Genomic DNA, 21,656 nt, shown 5'->3' on the forward strand with positions numbered 1-21,656 from the left:
CAGGCATCTGGCTTTGTCATTCTGTTGTTAGCAGAGATGTCCGGCGCGGTGAGCCGGGGTTCAACGACGCGCGCTGGTGATAAATGACGCCTGGCCGTTGGCATTCAGGCGCTGCTGCAGCGCAGCGGCGTCGGCGCGGTTTTTAAAACCGCCAAGCTGAATGCGATAGACGTTATTGCCGGCATTCTCCACCGAGCCGGGCACGCCATATTTCTGGCCCAGACTCTGCGCCATCTGCTGCGCGCGCGCAGCATCATTGATGGCGCCTACCTGCACCACAAAAGCGCCGGTCGGCGTCGGCTGGGCGGCTGGCGCCGCCGCTGCGGGTTCGGCGGCAGGCACAGGTGCGGCGACAGGCTGCGGCGCAGGCTCGCTGCCCTCCAGCACGCCGCTGGCCAGCGGCTGAGGTGCGCCGAGGAAACCGCTGCTGCTGACCGGTGCGCCCATTTCGCCGTTGCTCTGCAGGCTGCTGTTGTCGACGGCGCGAATGTCCTGCGCCGGTACCGGCGCGGCGGCAGGCTCGCTGCTGCCGTTCATCACGCCGTTGCCGCCGAGATCGGGCCGCGCGGGCAGGGCGTAGCTCTGCTTCGCCACCACGGTGCCGATGGTGCCGGGACCAGAGAGGGTGCCGTCCGGTGCGACCTTGATATAGTCCACCCGTACGCGGGTGTTGTTAGAGATATTGAGGCGATCGCCCGCCGCACGCGACAGGTCGATAATGCGTCCCGGCGTATAGGGGCCGCGATCGTTGACGCGCACCACGATCTGGCGACCGTTAGCGAGGTTGGTGACGCGCACGTAGCTGGGCAGCGGCAGCGTAGGGTGCGCCGCGCTCAGCGCATCGGGATCGTAGCTTTCGCCGGTGGCGGTGCGTTTGCCCTGCGCTTCGTCGCCGTACCAGGCTGCTAATCCCACTTCGCTGAAGTTCGACGGATCCTTGACGATACGGTAAGACTTGCCGTTCGCGCTGTAATCCTGGCTGGTGCCAGGATTAGTGGGCTCATATTTCGGCTCGACGCCCGGTATTTCCACCACCGGGCCGTTATAAGCCGGTTGCGGCGGCGCGGTGTTTTGCGGTTCCTCGGTGGTGGTACAGGCGGTCAAAACCAGTAGTGCCAGAGCAACAGCAGGCCATTCCTTACGCATGTGCAGCCTCTTAAACGCTTTTAGATAACATTTTTCTGTGAGTATGGATCGACATCACGATGCCGAATCCCGCCATAAGCACGATGAGCGCCGAGCCGCCATAGCTGACCAGCGGCAGAGGGACGCCAACCACCGGTAAGATACCACTTACCATGCCAATATTAACGAAAACATAAACGAACAAAATCAGCATTAATCCGCCCGCCATGACGCGGCCAAAGGTGGTCTGGGCGCGCGCGGCGATCACCAGACCGCGCAGGATCAGCAGCAGATAGAGCACCAGCAGGATCAGCACGCCCACCAGGCCCAGCTCTTCGGCGAGCACGGCGAAAATAAAGTCGGTATGGCGCTCCGGCAAAAACTCCAGCTGCGACTGGGTGCCGTGCAGCCAGCCTTTGCCGCGCAGGCCGCCGGAGCCGATGGCGATTTTTGACTGAATAATGTGGTAGCCCGCGCCAAGGGGATCGCTTTCCGGGTCGAGCAGCATCATGACGCGATCGCGCTGATAGTCGTGCATCAGGAAGAACCAGAGTACCGGAATAAAGGCCGCGACCAGCACCACCGCCACGCCGATCAGCTTCCAGCTCATGCCAGAGAGAAACAGCACGAACAGCCCCGAGGCGGCAATCAGGATTGCGGTGCCGAGGTCAGGCTGCGCCGCCACCAGCAGCGTCGGCATAAAGATCAGGATCAGCGCAATGCCGGTATTCTTCAGGGTCGGCGGACAGACGTCGCGGTTGATAAAGCGCGCCACCATCAGCGGCACGGCGATTTTGGCGATCTCCGAGGGCTGAAAGCGCACCACGCCGAGGTCGAGCCAGCGCTGCGCCCCTTTACTGATATGGCCGAAAGCGTCCACCGCGATCAGCAATATCACGCAAACAATATAGAGATAGGGCGCCCAGCCCTCATAGACGCGCGGCGGCACCTGCGCCAGCACCAGCATCATCACCAGGCCCATCGCAATCTGGCCGATTTTTCGCTCCATCATGCCCGGATCCTGTCCGCTGGCGCTCCAGATCACAATGGCGCTATAGGTGAGCAGCGCCAGAATCACCAGCATAAACAGCGGATCGATGTGGATACGCATCCAGATCGATCTTTTCTGCGGGCTATCGTTCATCGACATCGTTATTCACCTTCATAGCCGGGCGGGGTAGGGACCGCGTCCGGCAGAGCCGTATTGTTATCGCCCAGCATAATGTGGTCGAGAATCTGTCTCATCACCGTGCCGACCGCCGGGCCTGCGCCGCCGTTCTCCAGGATCATGGTGACGGCGACGCGCGGTTTGTCATAGGGAGCAAACGCGGTCATCAGCTTATGGTCGCGCAGCCGCTCGGCAATTTTATGCGCGTTATAGGTTTCGTTCTCTTTCAGGCCGAAGACCTGCGCGGTACCCGATTTAGCGGCGATCTTATAGGGCGCGTCGGCAAAGCTTTTATGCGCCGTGCCGTTTGCGCGGTTCGCCACGCCATACATGCCGTCTTTGGCGATCTCCCAGTAGCCAGAGTGAATGTCGCCGATCGGCTCGCCCGGCGGCTGACGCCAGGGCACCATGGTGCGTCCCTCGCGGGTGGCGCGCAGCAGGTGCGGCACTTTTACCACGCCGTCGTTAATCAGGATCATCAGCGCCTTGTTCATCTGCAGCGGCGTCGCGGTCCAGTAGCCCTGGCCGATGCCCACCGGAATGGTATCGCCCTGATACCACGGCTTTTTAAAGCGCTTCATCTTCCAGTCGCGCGTCGGCATATTACCGGCGCTCTCCTGCGGCAGATCGATGCCGGTGCGGTGGCCGTAGCCGAATTTGTTCATCCACTCAGAGAGGCGATCGATGCCCATGTCATACGCCACCTGATAGAAGAAGGTATCCGCCGACTCCTCCAGCGATTTGGTAACGTTGAGGCGGCCGTGGCCCCATTTTTTCCAGTCGCGGTAGCGCTTTTCCGAGCCGGGCAGCTGCCACCAGCCGGGATCGAACAGGCTGGTGTTGCGGTTGATAACCCCGGCGCTGAGCGCAGAGACCGCCACGTAGGGCTTCACCGTCGAGGCGGGGGGATAAGAGGCCTGAATGGCACGGTTATAGAGCGGGCGATTCTCGTCGTTGAGCAGGCCGCGATAATCTTTACTCGAAATGCCGTCGACAAAAAGATTGGGATCGTAACTGGGTGTGGAGACCATCGCCAGGATTTCGCCGGTGCGCGGATCGCTCACCACCACCGCCGCGCGACTGCCGGCCAGCAGGGTTTCGATATATTGCTGAAGCTTGAGATCGATAGTCAGCCAGATATCGCGTCCCGCCTGTGGCGACTGCTCGTGCAGCTGGCGGATTACGCGGCCGCGGTTATTGACCTCGACCTCTTCATAGCCGGTAATGCCGTGCAGCACATCTTCGTAATAGCTTTCAATGCCCAGCTTGCCGATATCGTGCGTTGCGGCGTAGTTTGGCCACTTGCCCTCTTTATCGAGGCGCGCCACGTCGCGGTCGTTGATTTTAGAGACGTAGCCGACCACGTGCGTCAGCGTCGGGCCGTACGGGTAGTAGCGACGCTGATAGCCTTTTACCTCAACGCCGGGAAAGCGGTACTGGTTAACGGCGAAGCGCGCCACCTGCACATCGTTGAGGCCGACCTTGACCGGGATAGAGGTAAAGCGACGTGAGCGCTTGCGCTCTTTATCGAAGGCGTCGAGATCCTCGTCGGTGATATCGAGCACCGGACGCAGATCTTCCAGCGTTTGCTTGAGGTTGTCGACTTTTTCCGGCACCAGCTCCGCCTGATAGATGGTGCGGTTGAGGGCCAGCGCGGTGCCGTTGCGGTCGTAGATAATGCCGCGGCTCGGCGCCACCGGCACCAGCTTGATGCGGTTTTCGTTAGAGCGGGTACTGTAATCTTCAAAGCGCAGGATTTGCAGGTGGTAAAGATTGACCACCAGCACGCTGGAGAGCACCAGAATTCCGAAGAACGCAATAAGCGCCCGACGGACAAAGAGTTTCTGTTCGGCACTGTAATCGCGAAAGGCGTTGCTTTGTAATTTCATCCGCTACTTAAAATGTCGGGGTTAGCCTTACCGGTTATTCACGATGATAAGGATGATTGGCGGTGATGCTCCAGGCGCGATAGAGGCTTTCAGCGACCAGCACGCGCACCAGCGGATGAGGCAGCGTCAACGCGGAAAGCGACCAGCTCTGCTCGGCGGCGGCTTTGCAGGCGGGCGATAATCCTTCCGGACCGCCAATCAACAGGCTGACGTCGCGGCCGTCCTGTTTCCAGCGCTCCAGCTGCTGAGCAAGCTGAGGCGTTTCCCACGGCTGGCCGGGAATATCAAGCGTGACGATGCGGTTGCCCTTGCCGGTTGCGGCCAGCATCGCTTCGCCCTCTTTTTCCAGGATACGCTTGATATCGGCGTTTTTGCCGCGTTTTCCGGCAGGGACTTCTACCAGCTCCAGCGGCATATCTTTGGGAAAACGACGCAGATACTCAGTAAAACCGGTTTGCACCCAGTCGGGCATCTTCGTGCCTACGGCTACAAGCTGCAGTTTCACGCGTCAGCTCCAGAGTTTTTCCAGCTCATAAAGCTGGCGGCTCTCTTCCTGCATGACGTGTACGATGACGTCGCCCAGATCGACCACTACCCAGTCAGCGGTGTTTTTGCCATCTACGCCAAGCGGGATCAATCCGGCGGCGCGCGACTCCTGCACCACGTGATCGGCGATAGACGAGACGTGACGCGTCGAGGTGCCGGTACAGATGATCATGCAGTCGGTGATGCTGGATTTACCCTGAACGTTGAGCGCGACGATATCCTGACCTTTAAGATCATCAATCTTATCAATAACGAACTCTTGGAGTGCTTTACCTTGCAAAAGGTTCCCCTTTAATACGGATTGTAGCGGGCCGGCTGCTGGCCCCGATAAGGCAGCCAAAAAATTAAGCCGCGCAGTATAGCACGCCTTTGCCTGTGTGATATACGTCCGACCGGCGCTTATTTCAGATAGAGGCCTGCGCGGTCGATATAGTCGATAACGGCCGGCGGCAGCAGCCGATCGCAGGAGAGCCCCTGGCGGCGGCGCTGACGAATTTCCGTGGCGGAGATATCCACCAGCGGCGTATCGGCCAGCCAGATAAAGCCCGCAGGCTGCTGATGCAGCTGCGAGGTCTCGCTCGCCAGATGGCTGTCCAGCCAGCGCTGCATCTCCGGCGTCGCCATCTGGGCCGGATAGCCCGGACGCTTGCACACCAGCAGATGGCAGAGCGACAGCAAATCCTGCCAGCGGTGCCAGCCTGACAGGTTGAGCAGCGAATCCTGGCCAATAATAAATCCCAGCGGCTGCGCCGGCCCGCGTTCAGCGCGCAGCGCCTCCAGCGTCGCCACCGTCCACGACGGCGTTTCGCGCAGCAGTTCGCGGGTATCGATATCGAACAGCGGCCGGTCGCGAATGGCGCAGCGCAGCATATCGACGCGCTGCGTCGCGCTCGCTTCCGGCTGCGGACGGTGCGGCGGCACGTTGTTGGGCAGCAGCAGCACGCGCGCCAGGCCGGTTTGCTGCGCCAGCGCCTCTACCGGCCGCAAATGGCCGAAGTGGATAGGGTCGAAGGTGCCGCCGAACAGGGCGTGGAGTTCAGACACTGGCGAAGCTCGCAGGAAAATGGCGATGACAGAGCAGCAGCGAGAGCGTCTCCAGCTGCGGCCAGATACGCTGCCCGTAGTCCTGCTTCAGGGTTAGTTCAATCTGCGTCAGCAGGTGAATCGCGCGCTGCAGGCGCGCGCCGTCCAGGCGCTGCAGCGCCTCGGTAAACAGCGCGCGACGGTTCTGCCAGATGCGCTGCTGATCCATTAACGTGCGCAGCGGCTGCTGCGCCTGATGGCGCTGCAGGTGCAGCAGCGTCATTAAATCGCGCTGCAGCGTGCGCAGCAGGATAACCGGCTCGCTCTCTTCTTTTTCCAGCTGATGCAGAATATGCAGCGCGCGCTTGCTTTTGCCCGCCAGCAGGGCGTCCACCCAGTGAAACGGCGTAAAGTGCGCCGCATCGCTGACCGCCTCTTCGACGCGCGGCAGCGTCAGCTTGCCGTCGGGCCAGAGCAGCGACAGACGCTCCAGCGCCTGCGCCAGTGCCAGCAGGTTGCCCTCGTAGCAGTAGCAGAGCAGCTGGATCGCCGCGTCGTCTACCGAGAGCTTCATGCTTTTAGCGCGCGTCGCCACCCAGCGCGGCAGCTGCGCCTGCTCCGGCGTCTGGCACGGCACCAGTACGCCATGGGCAGAGAGCGCCTTAAACCAGGCGCTGTTCTCCTGGGCTTTGGTCAGCTTCGCCAGGCGGCAAATAAGTAAAATATCGCCGTGCAGCAGGCCCGCCAGCTTATTCAGCTGTTCGGCCATCGCGGCGTTGGGGCCATTTTCCGGGAAGAGCAGCGTCATTGTCTGACGCTGTGCAAACAGGCTGAGCGCCTGACAGCTGGCAAAGAGGCTTTCCCAGTCGGTCTGGGCGTCGAGCGTAAAACTCAGATGTTCTTCGAACCCCTGCGCAACGGCGGCGGCGCGTATCGCGTCGGCGCTCTCCTGCAGCAGCAGCGGCTCGTTTCCGGCTAACAAATAGCAGGCGCGCAGCCCCTCACGGAGCTGCGCGCCTAATTGCTCAGGATAGATCCTGATCATTGCGTACGGGTAGCGGAAGAGGAGGAGGCTGGCGCGGGCACCGCAGGTTCGCTGGCCGACGCCGGCAGCGTCTCTTTCTGGTTCATCTGCGCGGCGTGCACGGTCAGCAGTTTACGCACCAGCTGCTCGGCGGCGCGCTGGCGCATCTCCTGCACGATCATCTCCTGCTCGGCATCTTTCGCCAGCGCCGCGTTCGGGTTATCGAAGAATGAACGATAAACCGTGGTGCTGATCGGATAGATGCCTTTGCCCGGCAGCAGAACCTGCGCCGTCACGTTCATCATCAGCGAGTACTCCGCCGTTGTACCGCTGATAAACACCGAGGCGGTATCGCGGCCCTGCGTTTCACCACCAAGGCGCAGCGTAGGGATATCGGTACGGTTCTGTTTGGTATCCTCAACGATAGTGACGTTGTTGATACGCAGCTGCTGACGCACCGTGCGCGCCAGCGGACCGTACGGATCGCCGCTGTTCAAGATCAGCGTTTTCAGCTCGCTCGGCACCTGCGTGGTGCCGCGCGGGTGAAAACCACAGCCGGCGGTAACCATCACCGCCAGCAGGACAAACAGCCTGATAATCAGATGTCGCACAGTTCCTCCTGAACTTAACCTACGACCAGGTTAAGCAGTTTGCCGGGTACATAAATCACTTTACGGATGGTGACGCCGTCAAGGTACTTCGCCACCAGATGTTCCTGGGCGGCGCGAGCCTGAACCTGCTCCTGCGTTGCATCGGCGGCCACGGTAATTTTACCACGGACTTTACCATTTACCTGCACAACCACCAGCAGCGAATCTTCCACCATCGCCGCCTCGTCCGCTACCGGCCAGCTGGCGTCGTCCACGCTGCCTTCGCCGCCCAGCGCCTGCCACAGCACATAGCTGGCGTGCGGGGTGAACGGATAGAGCATGCGAACTACGGCCAGCAGCGCTTCCTGCATCAGCGCGCGATCCTGCTCGCTTTCCTGCGGCGCACGCGCCAGCTTGTTCATCAGCTCCATAATCGCCGCGATAGCGGTGTTAAAGGTCTGACGACGACCGATATCGTCGGAAACTTTGGCGATGGTTTTATGCAGATCGCGACGCAGCGCTTTCTGATCGTCGTTGAGGCTGCTGATATCCAGCGCCGTCGTCGCCCCTTTCGCGGTATGCTCGTAAGCCAGTTTCCAGACGCGCTTCAGGAAGCGGTTCGCCCCTTCTACGCCTGACTCCTGCCACTCCAGCGTCATCTCCGCCGGTGAGGCGAACATCATAAACAGGCGAACCGTGTCCGCACCGTAACGCTCAACCATCAGCTGCGGGTCGATGCCGTTGTTTTTCGACTTCGACATTTTGCTCATGCCGGCGTAAATCACGTCGCGGCCCTGGCTGTCGGTCGCTTTCACAATGCGGCCTTTCTCGTCGCGCTCGACGGTGACGTCGATGGGAGAGACCCAGTTGCGCTCGCCGTTCGCGCCGAGGTAGTAGAAGGCGTCCGCCAGCACCATGCCCTGACAGAGCAGACGCTTAGCGGGTTCATTTGAGGTAACCAGGCCCGCATCGCGCAGCAGCTTGTGATAGAAGCGGAAGTACATCAGGTGCATGATGGCGTGTTCGATACCGCCCACATACTGATCGACCGGCAGCCAGTAGTTGGCTGCCGCCGGATCCAGCATGCCTTCATCGTAGTTGGCGCAGGTGTAGCGCGCGTAGTACCACGAGGACTCCATAAAGGTGTCGAAGGTGTCGGTTTCACGCAGCGCCGGCTGGCCGTTTACCGTGGTTTTCGCCCACTCCGGGTCCGCTTTAATCGGGCTGGTAATACCGTCCATCACCACATCTTCCGGCAGGATCACCGGCAGCTGATCTTCTGGCGTTGGCATCACGGTGCCGTCTTCCAGCGTCACCATCGGAATCGGTGCGCCCCAGTAGCGCTGACGGGAGACGCCCCAGTCGCGCAGGCGGTAGTTGACCTTGCGCACGCCGACGCCTTTCGCAGCCAGCAGGTCAGCGATAGCGTTGAAGCCCGCTTCATGGCTCAGACCGTCGAACTCGCCGGAGTTGAACAGGGTGCCTTTCTCCGTCATGGCGGCGGCGCTGACGTCCGGCTCGCTGCCGTCCTGGTTCAGCACAACCGGCCTGATCGGCAGATCGTATTTGGTGGCAAACTCCCAGTCGCGCTGGTCGTGCGCCGGAACCGCCATAACGGCGCCGGTGCCGTACTCCATCAGAACGAAGTTAGCTACCCAGACCGGCACGTTGTCGCCGGTCAGCGGATGGATGGCAAACAGGCCGGTGGCCATGCCTTTTTTCTCCATCGTCGCCATCTCTGCCTCGGCGACTTTGGTATTGCGGCATTCGGCGATAAAGTCAGCCAGCACCGGGTTGCCCATTGAGGCCTGCAGCGCCAGCGGATGACCCGCGGCGACCGCGACGTAGGTGGCGCCGAAGAAGGTGTCCGGACGGGTGGTGTAGACGGTGACTTTCTCTTCGCTGTCGGCGACGTCGAAGGTGATTTCCACCCCTTCGGAACGGCCGATCCAGTTACGCTGCATGGTTTTGACCTGCTCCGGCCAGTCTTCCAGCGTATCGAGGTCGTTAAGCAGCTCATCGGCATAGTCGGTGATTTTAACGAACCACTGCGGGATCTCTTTGCGCTCGACTTTGGTGTCGCAGCGCCAGCAGCAGCCATCAATAACCTGTTCGTTCGCCAGCACCGTCTGATCGTTCGGGCACCAGTTCACCGCCGAGGTTTTTTTATAAACCAGGCCTTTTTCATAGAGCTTCGTGAAGAACCACTGCTCCCAGCGGTAGTATTCCGGCTTGCAGGTTGCCAGCTCGCGGCTCCAGTCATAGCCAAAACCCAGCAGTTTGAGCTGGTTCTTCATATATTCGATATTGTCGTAGGTCCAGGGGGCGGGCGCGGTGTTGTTTTTTACCGCCGCGCCTTCCGCCGGCAGGCCGAACGCATCCCAGCCGATGGGCTGCAGCACGTTTTTGCCGAGCATACGCTGGTAACGGGCGATCACGTCGCCGATGGTGTAGTTACGCACGTGGCCCATATGTAGGCGGCCAGAAGGATAGGGCAGCATGGAGAGGCAGTAATATTTCTCTTTGCTCTCATCTTCGGTCACTTTGAACGTTTGGTTTTCGTCCCAGTGTTGCTGGACGCGGGATTCTATCTCTTCCGGGCGGTATTGCTCTTGCATGGCAGCCTGTGGTCCTTAATGAATAACGCTTAGCTTACTTTAAGATCCGCATAGCATACCCATATGGCTGCCGGTCAACAACACTTCACCGCCCTGTTGCGGCGATTTCTCGCAGAAGGGCGTATCCCGCTCGCATATTCCGATTCGCTTTGCCAGACAGCGCGGCAAACGGCGCAAAGCGGCTAAACTTAAAGCTGGCATACCCGCGCAGAAAGGAGAATAAAATGAACAAAGTAGCGCAGATTTACCGTGAGTCCCTGGCCGCGCTGACCGAGCGCCTGCGCCAGGGCGATCGGGATATTGACGCACTGGTGACGTCGCGACGTCAGCAGCTGATGGCCAGCGACGCCGCGACGCCCGACGAAATCGATCGGGCGCTAGCGGCGGTTCGACGAGATTTACAAGAGTTTGCACGCAGCTATCAGGAGATCCATCAGCCAGAGAAGGTGAACGATTCGCTCTTTATGCGCATCATGCGCGAGAGCCTGTGGAAAGAGCTGGCGGATATTACCGACAAGAGCCAGCTGGAGTGGCGCGAGGTATTCCAGGATCTGCATCATCACGGGGTTTATCAGAGCGGCGAGGTGGTGGGGCTGGGCAATCTGGTGTGCGAGAAGTGTCACTTTACGCGCGCGATTTATACGCCTGAGATCTTAACGCGCTGCCCGGAGTGCGGACACGATCAGTTTCAGCGTCAGCCCTTTGAGCCGTAAGAAGGGCGAGTGTGCTGCGGATGAACGCGTCCGAAGAGTAAAACGGCCCGCGACAAGCGTGTCGCAGGCCGGCTGGCAGCGAGAGGGTTCTGGCGCGCAAGCGCCAGGCCTACCCGCTAGTGCAGAATTTTCGCCAGAAAATCTTTCGCGCGATCGGACTGCGGATTATTAAAGAAGTCATCTTTACGCGTATCTTCAATAATCTTGCCTTCATCCATAAAAATGACGCGGTTCGCTACTTTACGGGCGAAGCCCATTTCGTGCGTGACCACCATCATCGTCATGCCTTCCTGCGCCAGCTCCACCATCACGTCGAGCACTTCATTGATCATTTCCGGATCGAGCGCCGAGGTCGGCTCGTCGAACAGCATGGCGATAGGATCCATGCAGAGCGCGCGCGCAATCGCTACGCGCTGCTGCTGGCCGCCCGACAGCTGGCCGGGAAACTTCTGCGCATGGGCGGAAAGCCCGACGCGATTCAGCAGTTTTAATCCCTTTTCCCGCGCGGCGGCCTTGTCGCGCTTCAGCACTTTTACCTGCGCCAGCACCAGGTTATCGATAATGCTGAGATGGGGAAACAGCTCGAAGTGCTGGAACACCATGCCGACCTTGCTGCGCAGCTGCGCCAGGTTCGTTTTCTTGTTGTTCACTTCGATGCCGTTCACCAGAATATTGCCCTGCTGAATTGGCTCCAGGCCGTTCACGGTTTTGATCAGGGTCGATTTGCCCGAGCCCGATGGGCCGCATACCACGACCACTTCCCCTTTCTGGACTTCGGTCGTGCAGTCGGTCAGCACCTGAAAGTGACCATACCACTTAGAAACGTTTTTCAGGTTAATCATTTAAACCGTCCTTTTTCTTTTTAGATAGCTGACCAACAGCGAAGCGCTCAGGCTGATCGCGAAATAGACCAGACCGGCGAAGAGAACCATTTCCACCTGGGTGCCGTCACGCTCGCCGATTGTCGACGCGGTGCGGAAAAAGTCGGCCAGGCTCAGCACGTAAACCAGCGAGGTATCCTGAAACAGCACGATGCCCTGCGTCAGCAGCAGCGGCACCATGGCGCGAAAGGCCTGCGGCAGAATAATCAGCTGCATCGACTGCCAGTGCGTCATGCCGAGCGCCAGCGCGGCGTTAGACTGGCCGCGCGAAATGCTCTGAATACCGGCGCGAATAATCTCGGAGTAGTAGGCCGCCTCAAACAGCGAAAAGGCGATCATCGCCGAAATCAGGCGGATATCGGTTTTGGGCGACAGCCCCAGCACCTGCTGCAGAAAGCTCGGCACCACCAGATAAAACCACAGCAGCACCATCACCAGCGGGACAGAGCGGAACAGGTTTACGTAGAGCCGGGCGAACCAGCTGATCGGCTTAAAGGTCGACAGCCGCATTACCGCCAGCAGCGTGCCCCAGAGAATGCCGAATACCACGGCGGTTACGGTGATCTTCAGCGTAATCACCATGCCGTTAAGCAGGTAGGGCAGGCTGGGAGGAATCGAACTCCAGTCAAACTCGTACATTATTTTCCTCCCAGATTACCCGGCAGGCGCACCTTGCGCTCCACCAGACTCATAATCAGCATAATCACCAGGTTGATGGCGATATAGGCCAGCGTAATCGCCGTAAACGACTCATAGGCGTGCGCCGAGTAGTCGAGCAGCTTGCCCGCCTGCGCCGCCATATCCACCAGCCCGATGGTGGAGGCGATAGCGGAGTTTTTCACCAGGTTAAGCATTTCCGAGGTCATCGGCGGCACAATCACGCGGTAGGCGTTGGGCAGCAGCACGTAGCGGTAGGTCTGCGGCAGCGTCAGGCCCATTGCCAGCCCGGCGTTCTTTTGCCCGCGCGGCAGCGAGTTAATCGCGGCGCGCACCTGCTCGCAGACGCGAGCGGCGGTAAACAGGCCGAGACAGATCACCGACGCGGTGAAAAACTGGATATTGGGATCCAGCTCCGCTTTGAACCACATGCCGAGCTTCTCGCCAACCAGCTCCGGTGCCACCAGATACCAAAAGAAGAACTGCACGATCAGCGGGATGTTACGGAACAGCTCGACATAGCAGGTGCCGATCGCCGAAAGCAGGCGGTTAGGCACGGTGCGCAGAATGCCGAATAAAGATCCTACAAGAAAGGCGATAATCCAGGCGCAGCAGGAGACCGCAATGGTCACCTGAAATCCGGACCACAGCCAGCCAAGGTAGGTCGTGTTGCCGAACGGGGCCTGTTCGAGAAAGATGCCCCAGTTCCAGTCGATACCCATAACGAGCTCCGGTAAAAAAGGGTAGCTAAGCTACCCTGAAGATTGATGAACGGCGTCTGTATGGCCTGCTTCAGGGGAACGACCTGAGCAGCTTGTCTGTCCGCGCCGGGTTTTCAGCAATCGAGAGGGCAGCGAGGCCGCCCTTGTTGTCGTTGTTAGTTAAGTGCTTTGTCGTTTGGCGTTTTAAACAGCGCCTGCATATCCGTTGAGAGATCGAAGTTGAGGTTCAGGTTCTTCGGCGGAATCGGCTGCTTGAACCAGGTATCGAACCACTTCGCGGCTTCGCCCGACGTCTGGGCTTTAGCGATGGTATCGTCGACCAGGGTTTTGAACTGCGCATCGTCTTTACGCAGCATACAGCCATAGGCCTCTTTCGACTGCGGCGTGCCGACGATCTCCCAGTTGTCCGGCTTCTTCGCCTTGGCGCGTTCGCCAGCCAGCAGCGCGTCATCCATCATAAAGGCGACGGCGCGGCCGGTTTCCAGCGTGCGGAACGAGTCGCCATGATCTTTTGCGCTGATGATACGCATATCCATTTTCTGCTCGTCGTTCAGCTTATGCAGCAGCACTTCCGAGGTGGTGCCGGAGGTAACGACCACGGTTTTGCCTTTCAGGTCAGCGAAATCTTTGATGTCGCCGCCTTTTTTCACCAGCAGACGCGTGCCGATAACAAAAATGGTGTCGGAGAACGCAGCCTGTTTCTGGCGCTCGAGGTTATTGGTGGTGGAGCCGCACTCGAAGTCATAGGTGCCGTTCTGCAGCAGCGGAATACGGTTCTGTGAGGTAATCGGGATCATTTTGACCTGCAAATCCGGCTTGTTCAGCTTCGCTTTAATCGCCTCAACGATGGCGCTGGAGTAAGCCTGCGAATAGCCCACGACTTTTTGCTGGTTGTCGTAATAAGAAAAAGGAACAGATGACTCGCGATGTCCTACAACGATAACGCCATTATCGCTGATTTTTTTCAGGGTGCCGCTGAGGTCTTCCGCCTGGGCTGCGCCCGCTGCCGCTACGCCTGCCAGCAAAAGCGATAATGCCACTTTGCGAATCTGCATGGTCCAACTCCTTCGAGATATGTCGCGCAGAATATAAACTGCGCAGATGTGTGATGTTGTGTGTATTTCCTGCTGCTTTTTTTGTTATCTCATCGCGTCGGCGCGCTAAGAATATTTACTAACATAGCGGATTGTTAATGTTATGAAACGAAAAAGTTTCTTAATTTGCGAGGTGTTCCGCACCAAATTGAGGCGTATTTACCGGGTTGCGCGCTAAAGGTGCGCCCCTGTGCCTTTTAACGGTGCAGTCCAGCCCGCATTAACGCGTCACTCCGCCCGGTTTACAGGAAACCGTGTTACTGATAGCAAGCATCGTGCCAGATCAATGGCGCAGCAGAAAATCGTGGAAGAAGGGGAGAAGGCGAGCGGAATATGGGGAGAAGGCGGCGAGCAGCGCGCTCGCCGCCGTAGGGCAGATCAGGCTTTGCGACGCCACAGCGCCAGCAGCGCGGCGCAGAGCGTCAGCAGCCAGACCGGCCAGAGACCGGCATGGGCGTATGGCGTTTCGCCGGTGGTCGGCGTCACCTTATCCAGCAGCACGCCACGGGTAAACTGCGGCAGGATCTTCTCAACTTCGCCCTGCGCATTTACCACGGCGGTTACGCCGTTATTGGTGCCGCGCAGCAGCGGTCGGCCCAGCTCCAGCGCGCGCATGCGCGCCATCTGGAAATGCTGCCACGGGCCGATAGAGTGGCCGAACCAGGCATCGTTGGAGACGGTAAGCAGAAAATCGGTGTCGGGATGGAAATTGGCGCGCACCTGCTCCCCCAGCACAATCTCATAGCAGATGGCGCTGGTGAGGTGGTAGCCCGCCGCCCGCAGCTGCGGCTGCAGATAGTCGCCGCGGCTAAAGGAGGACATCGGCAGATCGAAGAAGGGCGCCAGCGGCCGCAGCAGGTTTTCCAGCGGCACGAACTCACCGAAAGGCACCAGATGATTTTTCTGATAGCGGTTTGTGCTCTGGTAGCTGTAGGGCGTCGCGCCGCCCAGTACGATCACCGAGTTGTAGTCGTGATAGCGGTTCTGCTCCAGTCGGGAATCGACGATGCCGGTAATCAGCGCACTGCCGCGCTGGCGCAGCTCGTCGTCGAGTGCACGCAGGAAAGGCTGCTGATTGCTCTCCAGGTCGGTAATTGCCGACTCTGGCCAGATAATCAGCGGTGCGCGGCCCATCAGCGGCTGGCTCAGGCCGTTATAGGCGCGCAGCGTGCTGAGCAGCTGCTGCGGATCCCACTTCATTGACTGCGGAATGTTGCCCTGAACCAGCGCGACGTCGACGCTGCGCGCCGGCTGCGGCTGGGTCCAGTGGATATAACGCAGCGGCCAGGGCAGCGCCAGCAGCAGCAGCGCAGCGATAGCGCTTTTCACGCTGCGCTGGTGAAGCGCGTAGGCCAGCAGACCCGCGACTATCATCAAAATAAAGGTGAGGGTTTCCACCCCCGCCAGCGGTGCCAGGCCTTTCAGCGGGCCGTCAATCTGGCTGTAGCCGAACTGCAGCCAGGGGAAGCCGGTCAGCACCCAGCCGCGCAGAAACTCGCTCAGCTGCCACAGCGCCGGGGCCGCCAGCGCCAGACGCCACAGCGTGGCGCGCGGCCAGATGCGGTTCAGCACGCCGGCAAACAGCGCGGGGTAGAGCGATAAATAGGCGGCCAGCAGAATCACCAGGAAGACGTTGACCGGGCCGGGCATGCCGCCGAAGGTGGCGATACTGACGTAGACCCAGTTTATGCCGCTGCCGAACAGGCCAAAACCCCAGGCGAAGCCGATGGCGGTGGCCTGGCCGCTGCGTCGATCCAGCGTCAGCAGCTGCAGGCCGCACAGCGACAGCAGCGCGGCGGGCCAAAAATCATAGGGCGAGAAGGCGAGGGTGCCAAGGGCACCCGTTAACAATGCCAGCAACAAACGTACCCGCTGGCGCGGGTAAAGCAGGGCCAGAGACATAGAGTTATTCGTCATCCAGTTGGGGTAACGGCGAGTTTTCCGGAATTTTTACATGTACCTGGATGATACGACGGCTGTCGGACATGGCGACCTTGAAATGATAACCGTCGATGTCAATGCTCTCTCCCCGGGCGGGAAGATGGCCGAATCCCTGCATCACCAGTCCGCCAATGGTGTCCACTTCTTCGTCGCTGAACTGCGTGCCGAACACCTCGTTGAAATCTTCAATCGGGGTCAGGGCGCGCACCGTATAGGTCTGGCGGTTCAGCTGGCGGATATCACGATCTTCTTCATCGTCATATTCATCTTCGATTTCGCCGACGATCAGCTCGAGGATATCCTCGATAGTGACCAGGCCGGACACGCCGCCAAACTCATCGATAACGATCGCCATATGATAGCGCTGAGAACGGAACTCTTTCAGCATGCGGTCGACGCGCTTGCTTTCCGGCACCACAACCGCCGGGCGCAGCACTTTTTCCATGCTGAACGGCTCAGATTCGCTGCTCATAAACGGCAGCAGATCTTTCGCCATCAAAATGCCTTCGACATGGTCTTTATCTTCGCTGATTACCGGGAAACGTGAATGCGCGGACTCGATAATCACGTCCAGGCACTCATCCAGCGACTGGTTGCGCTTCAGGGTAATCATTTGCGAACGCGGGATCATAATGTCGCGCACGCGCTGCTCTGCAATATCCAGCACCCCTTCGAGCATGTCGCGGGTATCTTCGTCAATCAGCTCTTTTTGCTCGGAGTCGCGGATCAGCTCCAGTAGTTCATCACGGTTTTGCGGTTCGCCGTGAAACAGTTGGTTGATAAGCAGGGAAAAAAATCCCTTTTTACTACTGGGTGCGTCGCTGTTTTGAGAATGGTCGTCGCTCATGGCGTTTTTTTAGAGATCTCTCTGGTGAGGGTGGTCGCTGTCGGCGTCCTCGCCGACAGCGGGATAAACTGAGCCAGCGGCTCAGGCGTCTTCTTTTTCCGAAATGTACGGATCGGGATAACCAAGAGCAAGCATTATCTCTGTCTCGATCCCTTCCATCTCTTCGGCTTCGTCATCGTCGATATGGTCGTAGCCCAGCAGATGCAGCGTGCCGTGTACCACCATATGGGCCCAGTGCGCTTCAAGGCTTTTCCCTTGCTCTTCCGCCTCTTGCTCCACCACCTGACGACAAATAATCAGGTCGCCCAGCAGCGGCAGCTCAATGCCCGGCGGCGCCTCGAAGGGAAAAGAGAGCACGTTGGTCGGCTTGTCTTTACCGCGATAAGTCAGATTTAGCTCATGGCTCTCCGCCTCGTCCACCAGGCGAATGGTGACTTCGCTTTCCGGCTGAAAAGGGGTAACCGCCGCTTCCAGCCAGCGCTGGAACGCGGCCTCGTCAGGCAGGCCGCCGGTCTGTTCGCAGGCGAGCTGCAGATCAAGAATTACCTGACTCATTTACTCTCCTGCGCCTCGCTCTGCGCCGCCAGCGCTTCGCGCTTGCGCTCTTCCGCCAGCTTGTCGCGGCGCTTCTGATCCGCCTCTTCCCAGGCTTCATAGGCGGTTACGATACGCGCCACCACCGGGTGACGCACCACGTCTTCGCTCTGGAAGAAGTTAAAGCTCAGCTCTTCAACCTCGGAGAGCACTTCAATGGCGTGGCGCAGGCCCGATTTGGTGCTGCGCGGCAGGTCAATCTGCGTGACGTCGCCGGTGATCACCGCTTTGGAATTAAAGCCGATACGCGTCAGGAACATCTTCATCTGCTCGATAGTCGTGTTCTGGCTCTCATCCAGGATAATAAAGGCGTCGTTCAGCGTACGGCCGCGCATATAGGCGAGCGGGGCGACCTCAATCACGTTGCGCTCCATCAGCTTTTCGACGCGCTCGAAGCCGAGCATTTCGAACAGGGCGTCATAGAGCGGACGCAGGTAGGGATCGACTTTCTGGCTCAGATCGCCGGGCAGGAAGCCGAGCTTTTCGCCCGCTTCCACAGCCGGGCGCGTTAGCAGAATACGGCGAATCTCCTGACGCTCCAGCGCATCCACCGCCGCGGCGACCGCGAGGTAGGTTTTACCCGTACCGGCCGGGCCGATGCCGAAGGTGATGTCGTGGTCAAGGATATTGGCAATATACTGCGCCTGATTCGGCGTGCGCGGCTTGATAACGCCGCGTTTCGTCTGAATATGCACGGCTTTGCCGAAGTCCGGCACGCTGTCGGCGGTCTGCTCCAGCACGCGGCTCTCTTTAATCGCCAGATGGATCTGCTCGGGATCGATATCCGGGATGACGCCGCGCACCGGCGCGGTATCGACGTAAAGCGTGCGCAGAATATCTTCCGCGGCGTTAACGCAGAGTGCGCGGCCAACCAGCTTAAAGCTGTTGTCGCGACGGTTGATCTCAATGCCCAGACGACGCTCAAGCTGTTTGACGTTGTCGTCGAACGGACCGCACAGGCTCATCAGTCGGCGGTTATCTGCCGGTTCAAGGGCGATTTCACGAGTTTCGATATTCAAACGAATCCTTTGGGTCACTCAGGGCCAGTTAGAATGGGTGCTGATGCCGGATCGATTAACCTCGGCACTTTAAGAAATTATTTATGGCATGTCGCCGGGGCGCAAGCGTAGCTAATGATATTTGGGCAGCGCGTCCAGAAACCAAGGGCGTGCAGAAGAAAAGAGCGGCGGCGCGAGAAGCGTCGCCGCTGAGTGAAAAGCGTATCAAGGCTGGAAGGTGCCGACGCCGATTTCGTTCTCTTTGCGCGTGCGCGCGATAACCGATGCCGGGCTTTCTACGATGCGCAGGCCCATCTCATCTTCGGTGCGCACCACTTTGCCGCGCAGGGAGTTAGTATAGACGTCGACAATCTCGACATCGACAAACTTGCCGATCATCTCCGGTGAACCTTCAAAGTTCACCACGCGGTTGGTTTCCGTACGGCCCGACAGCTCCATCACGTTTTTACGCGAGGTGCCTTCCACCAGAATGCGCTGCACCGTGCCGAGCATACGGCGACTCCATGCCATCGCCTGCTGGTTGATGCGATCCTGCAGGATATAGAGGCGCTGCTTTTTCTCCTCTTCCGAGACGTCGTCCGGCAGATCTGCCGCCGGCGTGCCGGGACGCGCAGAGTAGATAAAGCTGAAGCTCATGTCGAAGTTAACGTCGGCAATCAGCTTCATGGTCTGTTCGAAGTCCTGCTGGGTTTCACCCGGGAAGCCGATGATAAAGTCAGAGCTGATCTGAATATCCGGACGCGCGGCGCGCAGCTTGCGGATAATCGCTTTGTACTCCAGCGCGGTATGGGCGCGCTTCATCAGCGTCAGGATGCGGTCTGCGCCGCTCTGAACCGGCAGGTGCAGGAAGCTCACCAGCTCCGGCGTATCGCGGTAGACCTCGATAATATCGTCGGTGAACTCTATCGGGTGGCTGGTGGTGAAGCGAATGCGGTCGATGCCGTCAATGGCGGCCACCAGGCGCAGCAGCTCCGCGAAGGTGCAGATTTCGCCGTCGAAGGTTGCGCCGCGATAGGCGTTGACGTTCTGGCCCAGCAGGTTAACTTCACGCACGCCCTGCGCCGCCAGCTGCGCGATCTCCAGCAGGATATCGTCGCAGGGACGGCTGACCTCTTCGCCGCGCGTATAGGGCACGACGCAGAAGGTGCAGTATTTGTTACAGCCTTCCATGATGGAGACGAAGGCGGTGGGACCTTCCGCGCGCGGTTCCGGCAGACGGTCAAATTTTTCGATTTCCGGGAAGCTGATATCGACGATCGGGCTTTTGCTGCCGCGTACGCTGTTGATCATTTCCGGCAGGCGATGCAGGGTTTGCGGACCGAACACGATATCCACATAGCTGGCGCGCTGGCGAATATGATCCCCCTCCTGCGACGCCACGCAGCCGCCGACACCGATAATCAAATCAGGGTTGCGCTCTTTTAAGGTTTTCCAGCGGCCCAGCTGATGGAAAACTTTCTCCTGCGCCTTCTCACGAATAGAGCAGGTGTTGAGCAGCAGCACGTCCGCCTCGTCAGCTTCCTCGGTCAGCGTGTAGCCGTGGGTGCTGTTCAGCAGGTCAGCCATCTTGGATGAATCGTACTCATTCATCTGACAGCCCCAGGTTTTGATATGCAGTTTTTTCATTGTCGAACTAGCCATTGATTCAGTGCAGTGAGGTGCAGGGCGCGTATTGTAATGCTTTGACGCTGTTGTGACCAGCGCATAGCCGCCATACTTCGCATATCCACGGCGCAAGCGCCAGTCCGTCGCGCCCCTGGCCGGCCATTTCTGCCGCCGGGACGTTTTTCCGGTACACTTTGCGCCAGTTATCCCGCTTTTTTTGCGGCGGGTAGAGATCAGAAGGAGATGAGCAATGCAGGATAACCGCTTTGATGTGGTGGTGGTGGGCGGCGGCATGGTCGGCGCTGCGCTGGCGTGCGGTCTGGCGCTTCAGCAGTTTCGCGTCGCGGTGGTGGAGCGCGCGGAGCCTGCGCCTTTTGACCCCGACAGCGATCCCGACGTGCGTATCTCCGCCATCGGCAGCGCCTCGGCGGGGCTGCTGAAACAGCTGGAGGTCTGGCCGCGCGTGCAGGCGATGCGCTTTGCGCCCTATCGCAAGCTGGAAACCTGGGAGTGGCAGACGGCTCACGTCAGCTTCGACGCCGCGTCGCTCGGCCTGCCGGAGCTGGGCTTTATGGTCGAGAATAGCGTGCTGCAGCGCGCACTGTGGGAAAGAATGGTGCAGCTCGATATCACGCTGCGCGCGCCTGCAACGCTCGCGGGTCTGCAGCAGGAGAACGGCGGCTGGCGACTCGATCTCAGCGACGGCGAGGCGCTGCATACCCGGCTGGTGGTTGGCGCCGACGGAGCAAACTCACAGGTGCGACAGATGGCGGGCATCGGCATCGACGGCTGGAGCTACGCGCAATCCTGTCTGCTGATCGGTGTCACCTGTGAGCATCCGGCGGGCGACGCGACCTGGCAGCAGTTTACCCCGCAGGGGCCGCGCGCTTTTCTGCCGCTGTATGACAATCGCGCCTCGCTGGTGTGGTATGACGCGCCGGCGCGTATCCGTCAGCTGCAGGGGATGCCGCTGCCGCAGCTGGAGAAGGAGATTGCCGCCGCTTTCCCGGCTCGGCTGGGGCGTTTTAAAGCGCAGACGGCGGCGAGCTTCCCGCTGGTGCGACGTCATGCGCAGCGCTATGTGCTGCCCGGACTGGCGTTGATCGGCGATGCGGCGCATACCATTAATCCGCTGGCGGGGCAGGGCGTCAACCTGGGCTATCGCGACGTGGACGCGCTGGTGGATGTGCTGGTGGAGGCGCGCGCCAACGCGCAGGAGTGGGCGTCTGAAAATGTGCTGCGTCGTTATCAGTCGCAGCGTCGCCGCGATAACCTGCTGATGCAGAGCGGGATGGATCTGTTCTATTTCACCTTCAGCAACCGGCTGCCGCCGCTGAAGTTCGCCCGCAACCTGGGGCTGATGGCGGCCGAGCGTTCGGGCGCGCTGAAGCGCAAGGTGCTGCGGTATGCGCTGGGGCTTTAGTTGCAGGCTGCTTCCATGAGCGAAAGCGGGAGCGGCTGTTGCCTTCGTGCGCGGCCACGGAGAGGCTCCCCGATCGCAACGTCGCTGTTCGTTATTCATGACCGCTCGGCCCGCGCGGTTACGCACCTCATCCCTGGGAAGCGTCCGTAAACGGGCCAGCGCGCTGCGTTGTTCAAA

General features: G+C 59.6%; 20 protein-coding genes. 2 read left to right on the plus strand and 18 right to left on the minus strand.

What is annotated here, in order from left to right:
- Window positions 1-60 precede the first annotated feature (60 nt).
- From rlpA to leuS, 9 genes are all read right to left on the minus strand, one after another.
- Window positions 61-1,146, minus strand: a complete 1,086-nt coding sequence (gene rlpA / locus MHZ97_RS01070) for an endolytic peptidoglycan transglycosylase RlpA (RefSeq protein WP_103794998.1) — start codon at window positions 1,144-1,146, stop codon at window positions 61-63.
- 10 nt (window positions 1,147-1,156) lie between these two features.
- On the minus strand, window positions 1,157-2,269 hold the full coding sequence (gene mrdB, locus MHZ97_RS01075) for a peptidoglycan glycosyltransferase MrdB (RefSeq protein WP_103795264.1): 1,113 nt from the start codon (window positions 2,267-2,269) through the stop codon (window positions 1,157-1,159).
- Window positions 2,270-2,277: 8 nt separating this feature from the next.
- On the minus strand, window positions 2,278-4,182 hold the full coding sequence (mrdA, locus tag MHZ97_RS01080; protein ID WP_224481523.1) for a peptidoglycan DD-transpeptidase MrdA: 1,905 nt from the start codon (window positions 4,180-4,182) through the stop codon (window positions 2,278-2,280).
- Window positions 4,183-4,216: 34 nt separating this feature from the next.
- Complete coding sequence (gene rlmH / locus MHZ97_RS01085; RefSeq protein ID WP_081139401.1) at window positions 4,217-4,687, minus strand: 23S rRNA (pseudouridine(1915)-N(3))-methyltransferase RlmH; 471 nt, start codon at window positions 4,685-4,687, stop codon at window positions 4,217-4,219.
- Window positions 4,688-4,690: 3 nt separating this feature from the next.
- A complete protein-coding gene (gene rsfS / locus MHZ97_RS01090; protein WP_103794996.1) occupies window positions 4,691-5,008 on the minus strand; it encodes a ribosome silencing factor in 318 nt (105 codons plus the stop codon).
- A gap of 119 nt (window positions 5,009-5,127) precedes the next feature.
- Window positions 5,128-5,772: a nicotinate-nucleotide adenylyltransferase gene (gene nadD, locus MHZ97_RS01095; protein WP_103794995.1), complete on the minus strand. Its 645-nt coding sequence runs from the start codon at window positions 5,770-5,772 to the stop codon at window positions 5,128-5,130.
- Window positions 5,765-6,796, minus strand: a complete 1,032-nt coding sequence (gene holA, locus MHZ97_RS01100) for a DNA polymerase III subunit delta (protein WP_103794994.1) — start codon at window positions 6,794-6,796, stop codon at window positions 5,765-5,767. Before holA ends, nadD begins: the two co-directional genes overlap by 8 nt.
- Window positions 6,793-7,386, minus strand: a complete 594-nt coding sequence (gene lptE / locus MHZ97_RS01105) for an LPS assembly lipoprotein LptE (RefSeq protein ID WP_103794993.1) — start codon at window positions 7,384-7,386, stop codon at window positions 6,793-6,795. The genes holA and lptE overlap by 4 nt, the downstream gene beginning before the upstream one ends.
- Window positions 7,387-7,400: 14 nt before the next feature.
- The gene (gene leuS, locus MHZ97_RS01110) at window positions 7,401-9,983 is read right to left on the minus strand and encodes a leucine--tRNA ligase (RefSeq protein ID WP_103794992.1); all 2,583 of its coding nucleotides are present in this window, start codon (window positions 9,981-9,983) and stop codon (window positions 7,401-7,403) included.
- A 224-nt stretch (window positions 9,984-10,207) separates the two neighbouring features.
- Between leuS and MHZ97_RS01115 the strand changes: the two genes are divergently transcribed.
- Window positions 10,208-10,696 (plus strand): zinc ribbon-containing protein, encoded by a 489-nt coding sequence (locus tag MHZ97_RS01115; protein WP_103794991.1) that lies wholly within the window; start codon window positions 10,208-10,210, stop codon window positions 10,694-10,696.
- Between the two features lie 116 nt (window positions 10,697-10,812).
- Here MHZ97_RS01115 and MHZ97_RS01120 read toward each other — a convergent pair whose 3' ends face one another.
- The 9 genes from MHZ97_RS01120 to miaB all read right to left on the minus strand — a co-directional run bounded on the left by MHZ97_RS01120 (window position 10,813) and on the right by miaB (window position 20,092).
- Window positions 10,813-11,538 (minus strand): amino acid ABC transporter ATP-binding protein, encoded by a 726-nt coding sequence (locus tag MHZ97_RS01120; RefSeq protein ID WP_103794990.1) that lies wholly within the window; start codon window positions 11,536-11,538, stop codon window positions 10,813-10,815.
- A complete protein-coding gene (gene gltK / locus MHZ97_RS01125) occupies window positions 11,539-12,216 on the minus strand; it encodes a glutamate/aspartate ABC transporter permease GltK (RefSeq protein ID WP_103794989.1) in 678 nt (225 codons plus the stop codon).
- A complete protein-coding gene (locus tag MHZ97_RS01130) occupies window positions 12,216-12,956 on the minus strand; it encodes an amino acid ABC transporter permease (protein ID WP_103794988.1) in 741 nt (246 codons plus the stop codon). The genes gltK and MHZ97_RS01130 overlap by 1 nt, the downstream gene beginning before the upstream one ends.
- A gap of 155 nt (window positions 12,957-13,111) precedes the next feature.
- Entirely contained in the window at window positions 13,112-14,011 is a 900-nt protein-coding gene (locus MHZ97_RS01135) for an amino acid ABC transporter substrate-binding protein (protein WP_239312807.1), read from the minus strand.
- A gap of 417 nt (window positions 14,012-14,428) precedes the next feature.
- On the minus strand, window positions 14,429-15,952 hold the full coding sequence (lnt, locus tag MHZ97_RS01140; protein ID WP_103794986.1) for an apolipoprotein N-acyltransferase: 1,524 nt from the start codon (window positions 15,950-15,952) through the stop codon (window positions 14,429-14,431).
- Between the two features lie 4 nt (window positions 15,953-15,956).
- Entirely contained in the window at window positions 15,957-16,838 is an 882-nt protein-coding gene (gene corC, locus MHZ97_RS01145) for a CNNM family magnesium/cobalt transport protein CorC (RefSeq protein WP_103794985.1), read from the minus strand.
- Window positions 16,839-16,919: 81 nt separating this feature from the next.
- A complete protein-coding gene (gene ybeY / locus MHZ97_RS01150) occupies window positions 16,920-17,393 on the minus strand; it encodes an rRNA maturation RNase YbeY (protein WP_103794984.1) in 474 nt (157 codons plus the stop codon).
- Window positions 17,390-18,451 carry a PhoH family protein gene (locus MHZ97_RS01155; RefSeq protein ID WP_103794983.1) on the minus strand — a complete coding sequence of 354 codons (1,062 nt, stop codon included), beginning with the start codon at window positions 18,449-18,451 and terminating at the stop codon, window positions 17,390-17,392. Before MHZ97_RS01155 ends, ybeY begins: the two co-directional genes overlap by 4 nt.
- Window positions 18,452-18,655: 204 nt before the next feature.
- On the minus strand, window positions 18,656-20,092 hold the full coding sequence (miaB, locus tag MHZ97_RS01160; protein WP_103794982.1) for a tRNA (N6-isopentenyl adenosine(37)-C2)-methylthiotransferase MiaB: 1,437 nt from the start codon (window positions 20,090-20,092) through the stop codon (window positions 18,656-18,658).
- Window positions 20,093-20,306: 214 nt separating this feature from the next.
- Here miaB and ubiF point away from each other — a divergent pair, with 214 nt between their 5' ends.
- Window positions 20,307-21,479, plus strand: coding sequence for a 3-demethoxyubiquinol 3-hydroxylase (ubiF, locus tag MHZ97_RS01165; RefSeq protein ID WP_239312804.1), 1,173 nt, complete (start codon window positions 20,307-20,309; stop codon window positions 21,477-21,479).
- The last annotated feature ends 177 nt before the right edge of the window (window positions 21,480-21,656 follow it).

Source organism: Pantoea sp. ACRSC (genome assembly GCF_022346785.1).
GTDB lineage: Bacteria > Pseudomonadota > Gammaproteobacteria > Enterobacterales > Enterobacteriaceae > Pantoea > Pantoea alvi.

Coding starts and splice junctions, on each gene's coding strand:
- rlpA (WP_103794998.1), bottom strand. CDS start 1,146: ATGCGTAAGGAATGGCCTGCTGTTGCTCTGGCACTACTGGTTTTGACC.
- mrdB (WP_103795264.1), bottom strand. CDS start 2,269: ATGAACGATAGCCCGCAGAAAAGATCGATCTGGATGCGTATCCACATC.
- mrdA (WP_224481523.1), bottom strand. CDS start 4,182: ATGAAATTACAAAGCAACGCCTTTCGCGATTACAGTGCCGAACAGAAA.
- holA (WP_103794994.1), bottom strand. CDS start 6,796: ATGATCAGGATCTATCCTGAGCAATTAGGCGCGCAGCTCCGTGAGGGG.
- leuS (WP_103794992.1), bottom strand. CDS start 9,983: ATGCAAGAGCAATACCGCCCGGAAGAGATAGAATCCCGCGTCCAGCAA.
- MHZ97_RS01115 (WP_103794991.1), top strand. CDS start 10,208: ATGAACAAAGTAGCGCAGATTTACCGTGAGTCCCTGGCCGCGCTGACC.
- MHZ97_RS01120 (WP_103794990.1), bottom strand. CDS start 11,538: ATGATTAACCTGAAAAACGTTTCTAAGTGGTATGGTCACTTTCAGGTG.
- gltK (WP_103794989.1), bottom strand. CDS start 12,216: ATGTACGAGTTTGACTGGAGTTCGATTCCTCCCAGCCTGCCCTACCTG.
- MHZ97_RS01130 (WP_103794988.1), bottom strand. CDS start 12,956: ATGGGTATCGACTGGAACTGGGGCATCTTTCTCGAACAGGCCCCGTTC.
- MHZ97_RS01135 (WP_239312807.1), bottom strand. CDS start 14,011: ATGCAGATTCGCAAAGTGGCATTATCGCTTTTGCTGGCAGGCGTAGCG.
- lnt (WP_103794986.1), bottom strand. CDS start 15,952: ATGTCTCTGGCCCTGCTTTACCCGCGCCAGCGGGTACGTTTGTTGCTG.
- corC (WP_103794985.1), bottom strand. CDS start 16,838: ATGAGCGACGACCATTCTCAAAACAGCGACGCACCCAGTAGTAAAAAG.
- ybeY (WP_103794984.1), bottom strand. CDS start 17,393: ATGAGTCAGGTAATTCTTGATCTGCAGCTCGCCTGCGAACAGACCGGC.
- miaB (WP_103794982.1), bottom strand. CDS start 20,092: ATGGCTAGTTCGACAATGAAAAAACTGCATATCAAAACCTGGGGCTGT.
- ubiF (WP_239312804.1), top strand. CDS start 20,307: ATGCAGGATAACCGCTTTGATGTGGTGGTGGTGGGCGGCGGCATGGTC.